Source organism: Lapillicoccus sp. (assembly GCF_025353065.1).
GTDB lineage: Bacteria > Actinomycetota > Actinomycetes > Actinomycetales > Dermatophilaceae > Lapillicoccus.
On the sequence record NZ_JANXRJ010000225.1, the window covers coordinates 1 to 5,655 of the forward strand.

General features: G+C 72.9%; 4 protein-coding genes. 1 reads left to right on the forward strand and 3 read right to left on the reverse strand.

The features are described from left to right. From Q0R63_RS17125 to Q0R63_RS17135, 3 genes are all read right to left on the reverse strand, one after another. On the reverse strand, positions 1 to 1,920 hold a 1,920-nt coding region (locus Q0R63_RS17125; RefSeq protein WP_295699940.1), incomplete at its 3' end, for a [protein-PII] uridylyltransferase. A 112-nt stretch (positions 1,921 to 2,032) separates the two neighbouring features. Beyond that, positions 2,033 to 2,371: a P-II family nitrogen regulator gene (locus Q0R63_RS17130; RefSeq protein WP_295699942.1), complete on the reverse strand. Its 339-nt coding sequence runs from the start codon at positions 2,369 to 2,371 to the stop codon at positions 2,033 to 2,035. Further along, the gene (locus tag Q0R63_RS17135; RefSeq protein WP_295699945.1) at positions 2,368 to 3,852 is read right to left on the reverse strand and encodes an ammonium transporter; all 1,485 of its coding nucleotides are present in this window, start codon (positions 3,850 to 3,852) and stop codon (positions 2,368 to 2,370) included. The genes Q0R63_RS17130 and Q0R63_RS17135 overlap by 4 nt, the downstream gene beginning before the upstream one ends. A 194-nt stretch (positions 3,853 to 4,046) precedes the next feature. Between Q0R63_RS17135 and Q0R63_RS17140 the strand changes: the two genes are divergently transcribed. Further along, a complete protein-coding gene (locus Q0R63_RS17140) occupies positions 4,047 to 5,597 on the forward strand; it encodes a glycoside hydrolase family 3 N-terminal domain-containing protein (RefSeq protein WP_295699948.1) in 1,551 nt (516 codons plus the stop codon). Positions 5,598 to 5,655 lie beyond the last annotated feature (58 nt).

A 5,655-nucleotide genomic window follows, 5' to 3' on the forward strand; every position in this document is an offset into this window, starting at 1 on the left:
CCCGTCGACGGTGCGCACCACGGCCGAGCGCACGATGTGCCCCTGCGCGGCGAGCAGGCCCGCGGTGTCGGCGAAGAGGCCGAGCCGGTCGCGGTCGTGGATGTCGACCCGGTGGGCCCCACCGAGCGGGGTGACGACGACATGGGGCTGGCCGATGACGATCCGGTTCTGGATCTCCTCGGACACGGGCTCGGCCTCTCGGAACGACTCGGGCAGGGGGGCACCCTCGGCCAGTGCGGTGCGGGCCGTGGTGACGAGCTTGTCCAGCAGGCTCGACCGCCAGTCGGTCCACGCCGCGGGGCCGGCCGCGCTGGCGTCGGCCTCGGTCAGGGCGCGCAGGAGGTCGAGGGTGGCGAGGCTGCCGTGCACGGCCGTGGACACCGCCGCGATGGTCTGGGGGTCCTCGCAGTCGCGACGGGTCGCGAGGTCGATGAGGGTGAGGTGCTCGCGCACCAGCCGGACGACGAGCTCGCGGTCCGCGTCGGGCACCCCGAACCGGCGCAGGATGGTGTGGGCGATCGGGGCGCCGGTCTCGCTGTGGTCGCGGGCGCCGGCGATCTTGCCGATGTCGTGGAGGAGCGCGGCGAGCAGCAGGAGGTCCGGTCGGGCCACCTCGCGCAGCAGCCCACTGACCCGCACGACCGTCTCGATCAGGTGGCGGTCGACGGTGTGGCGGTGGACGGCGTTGTGCTGGGGGCGGCTGCGGACCGACGCCCACTCGGGGATCCAGCGCTCGACGACGCCGGCGAGGTCGAGCCCCTCCCAGACGGAGACGAGGCCCGGTCCGGTCGCGAGCAGGTCGCCGAGGATGGACAGCGCCTGCGTCGGCCACGGCTCGGGCAGGGGTGGGCAGCCGTTGGCGAGGTTGGCCAGGGTGGTCGGGGCGATCGTCACGCCGTTGCGGGCCGCGACGAGCGCGGCACGCAGGATCAGCAAGGGGTCCGACTTCGGGTCGACGCCGGCGCCGAGCACGGCCTCGCCGTCGTGGAGGAAGAGTCCGTAGCCGAGCGGGGTGAGCCGCGGCCGCCGCGGGCCGACGCGCAACGTGCGGGCGCGCTGGGCCTGGGCGGCCCGACGCAGGGTGCCGTCGAGGGCATACGCGATGGTGCGGGCCGAGGCCGAGACGTCGGTGAGCAGCAGGTCGGCGTCGGTGTAGCCGAGCAGCGCGGCGGCCGCATCGTGGTCCTCGCGGCCCAGCCGGTCGCGGCCTCGGCCGGTCACGACGTGCACGGCGTCACGCACGTCCAGCAGCTTGGCGTATGCCGTGTCGACGTCGCCGTGCGGCCGGTCGGCCAGCCAGGCAGCCGTCAGGGCGCGCAGGACGGTCATGTCCCGCAGCCCGCCGCGGGCCTCCTTAAGGTCGGGCTCGACGAGGTGCGCGAGATCGCCCTGACGTGCGTGCCGGGCGAGGATGCTCTCGTGCAGCTGCGGAAGGCGGGTGCGGGCGTTGCCCCGCCAGTCGTGGGCGACGGTCGACCGGGCCGCGTTGACGACCTCCTCGTCGCCCGCGACGAAGGTGATGTCGAGCAGCCCGACCGCGGCGGACAGGTCGGCCCCCGCGACGGTCCGGCACTGGTTGACGGTGCGGACGCTGTGGTCGAGCTTCACGCCCTGGTCCCAGATGGGATACCAGAGCCGGTCGGCCAGACCGTTGAGGTCGGTGGCCCCGAGGGCACGCGTCTGGTGGAGGAGGACGAGGTCGTAGTCGCTCAGCGGGCCGCCGTCGCGCCGGGCCAGGCTGCCGACGGCGGCGAGGGCGACCCCGGGCATGGCGCGGCCCTCGGTCGCCGTGTCCCAGAGCTCGCCGAGCCACTGGAAGCCGAAGTCGGCGAGTGCGGCCCGGCGGAGCGGGCCGGCGCCCGGAGCCGCGAAGCTCCGGGTGCCGGCCAGGTCGAGCCGCCGGGTGGTGACGTCGGTCATGCCCGTGTCCTTCGTCTGGTGCGGCGTTGCTCCGGGGTCAGGCGTGCGCGCCCGTCCGGTCCTGCCCTGAGGTTGATGGGCTCGAGGTGTGACGGCCTCGAGGGGTGACGGCTCAGAGCGCGTCGTGCCCGCGCTCCCCGGTCCGCACCCGGACGACGTCGTCGACCGGGGTGGACCAGATCTTGCCGTCGCCGATGCGGCCCGTCTGGGCCGCCTTGAGGACGACGTCGATGACGCTGCCGGCGTCGAGGTCGTCGACGAGCACCTCGAGACGGACCTTGGGCACGAAGTCCACGGTGTACTCCGCCCCGCGGTAGACCTCGCTGTGACCACGCTGGCGACCGTAGCCGCTGGCCTCGCTGACGGTCATGCCGGAGATGCCGTAGGCCTCGAGGGCCTCCTTCACCTCGTCGAGCTGGTGCGGCTTGATGATCGCCGTGATGAGCTTCATGCGGACGCTCCTTCCTTGTCGGACGTCGCGGTCGGTGAGGTCGTGTGCGTCGAGCTGAGGAAGGCACCGGTGCGCGAGCCCCCGAAGGAGGCCAGGTCGTAGCCGGTCTCTGCATGCTCGGCGAGGTCGATGCCGCTGACCTCGTTCTCCTCGTCGACGCGGAAGCCCATCGTCTTGTGGAGCACCCAGCCGATGGCGTAGGTGACGACGAACGAGAAGATGAGGACGGAGAACGCGCCCTCCGCCTGGGCTCCCAGCTGCGCGAACCCGCCGCCGTAGAACAGCCCCGAGTTCATCGTGAGGCCGGCCGCGCCGGTCGGGCTGCTGGTGGTGGCGAGCAGGCCGATGAGCAGGGTGCCGATGAGACCGCCGACGAGGTGGACGCCGACGACGTCGAGGCTGTCGTCGAAGCCGAGCCGGAACTTCAGCCCGACCGCGAGCGCGCACCCGGCGCCGGCGACGAGACCGACGATGAGGGCGCCGACGGGCGACACCGTGGCGCAGGCCGGGGTGATCGCGACGAGACCCGCGACGACACCGGACGCCGCACCGAGGGAGGTGAAGTGGCCGTCGCGGATCTTCTCCGTGAGCAGCCAGCCGAGCATCGCCGTCGCCGTGGCGCCGAGGGTGTTGATCCAGACACCGGCGGCCTGGGCGCCGGCACCGAGGGCCGAGCCGGCGTTGAAGCCGAACCAGCCGAACCACAGGACGCCGGCGCCGATCATCACGAGCGTGAGGTTGTGCGGCCGCATGGGGTCCTTGTTGAAGCCGATCCGCTTGCCCAGGACCAGGGCGAGCGCCAGTCCGGCGGCGCCGGCGTTGATGTGGATCGCTGTGCCACCGGCGAAGTCGTATGCTCCTGCCCCTCCGAGGAACAACCCGTCCGCCTTGTTGGCGATCCAGCCGCCGGTCGTCGCGGCGTACCCGCTGAAGGCGAAGACCCAGTGCGCGGCGGGGAAGTAGACCAACGTCGCCCACACCACGGTGAAGACGGTCCACGTCGTGAACTTCGCCCGGTCGGCGATGGCTCCCGAGATGAGCGCGACGGCGATGATGGCGAAGACGACCTGGAAGGCGACGAAGGCCGGCCCGGGGATGCCGCCGGAGGCCGCGGCCCCCGTCGTGGCGTTCGGCGCCACGTAGCCGAAGATCGCGGTCATGATCGAGGTGCTGCCGGGCGACGTGGCCGGCGCGCCGTGCAGACCGAAGTGGGTGAAGGGGTTGCCGATCAGTCCCCCGGCGACGTCCGGCCCGAAGGCCTCGCTGTAGCCCCACAGGATCCAGACGGTGCCGATCGTGCCCATGCTGATGAAGGACATCATCATCATGTTCAGCACGCTCTTGGTGCGGACCATGCCCCCGTAGAACAGGGCGAGCCCGGGCGTCATGAACAGGACGAGGGCTGCTGCTGCAAGCACCCAGGCCGTGTTCCCGCTGTCGATGAACGGCGTGTCCGCCGTGACGAAAGAAATTGCGCTCATGGCGGGAAACTGTCGCGCGAACGGGTTTCGTCGGAAGCGCAACGGTGTTTCGGGCGTGTAAGCAATTTCGGCCGCGTGTTATCACCATGTTTCGTGGAGGTGAGGAGGAGGTCACCAACTCCTCACGTGGGGTCTCTGGTCCCAGTCCCGTGTCGGGTGCGGTCCCCGGCTGAGGAACACGCCAGAATCGGGGTATGCCGTCCCCTCACGACCCCGCCGTCCGGCGCCTGGCCGCCGCCGTGCTCATGCCCGGCTTCACCGGCTCCCGCGAGAGGGTGCTGCCCGACTGGCTGGCGCGGGAGACCGAAGCCGGGCTGGGCGGAGTCTGCCTCTTCGCGCCCAACGTCGGGAGCGACGTCGCCGACCTCACCGGGGCACTGCACGGCATCCGCCCCGACGTCGTCATCGCCAGCGACGAGGAGGGCGGGGAGGTCACCCGGCTGGAGGCGGCCGACGGGTCGTCCTGGCCGACGCACGCCGCCCTCGGTCGCGCCGGCGACACCAGGGCGACGACCGCGGTCGCGGAGGGGATCGGGCGACTCTGCCGGGCCGCCGGCATCGACCTGGCGCTGGCCCCGGACGCCGACGTCACCTCGGACCCTGACAACCCGGTCATCGGGCTCCGCTCGTTCGGGTCCGACTCACGCCAGGTGGGCCGGCACGCGGCCGCCTTCGTCTCCGGGCTGCAGGGGGTCGGGGTCGCCGCCTGCGTGAAGCACTTCCCGGGTCATGGCGACACGCATACCGACTCCCACCTGGGGCTGCCCGTCATCGACGTCGACCTCGAGACCCTGCGGGCCCGTGACCTGCCGCCGTTCGAGGCCGCGGTCCTCGCGGGGGTGCGTGCCGTGATGACGGCGCACGTCGTTTTCCCGGCGCTCGACCAGCAGCCCGCCACCCTCAGCTCCGCGGTGCTCGAGCTGCTGCGTGGCGAGCTGGGGTTCAGTGGCGTGATCGTCTCGGATGCCGTTGACATGCAAGCGATCTCGGCAGGGATCGGCCGCGGACCGGGTGCCGCGATGGCACTTGCCGCGGGCGTCGACCTCGTCTGCATCGGCAACCCGAGCCACCCCGTCCGCTACGACGACGAGGCGGCCTACCACGAGGTTCACGCCTCCGTCGTCGACGCGGTCGTGGCCGGCCGGCTCCCCCTCGACCGGCTCGAGGAGGCGGTCCGGCGGATCGCCGAGCTGGCCTGGTGGGTGGGCGAGAACCGGGCCGCGGGGCTGGCGGCCGACGCCGAGGTGGGACGGTCCGGCGGGGACGTCGGGGCGGCGGCCCGCGAGGCGGCTGCGCGGGTCGCCCGGGCGGCGCTCGAGGTGCACGACGTCGCCCTCGCACCGGGCCCGGCGCACGTGCTCGACCTGCGGGGAGCGCCCGGCATGGCGGCCGGCCCGAGACCGTCCGGCGTGATCGCCTCGCTGCGCGAGCGGCGTCCTGACCTCGTCGTGCACGAGCTCAGCACGAGCCCGGAACCGGTGCACGCGCTCAGCGCCGCCCTCACCGGGGCGCAGGATCAGGGTCTGGTCGTCGTGACCTCCGGCCCCCGGCGCTCCCCCACCGTCGAGCGGCACCTCGCCTCGGTGCTCGCCGCCCGCCCTGACGCCGTCGTCGTCGCCACCGGGTTGCTGCCCGAGCACGTCGGGCGTGCGGGCCGGGACGACCATGTGGGGGCGCACTGGATCCGGACCTTCGGCGACACCCGCAACGCCGGTGCCGCCGTCGCCGACGTCCTCTGGCCGTGACCCCCCCCCTCCCCCCCCCCCCTCGCGCAACGCCCGCGGGAACGGCATACCGGTGTCG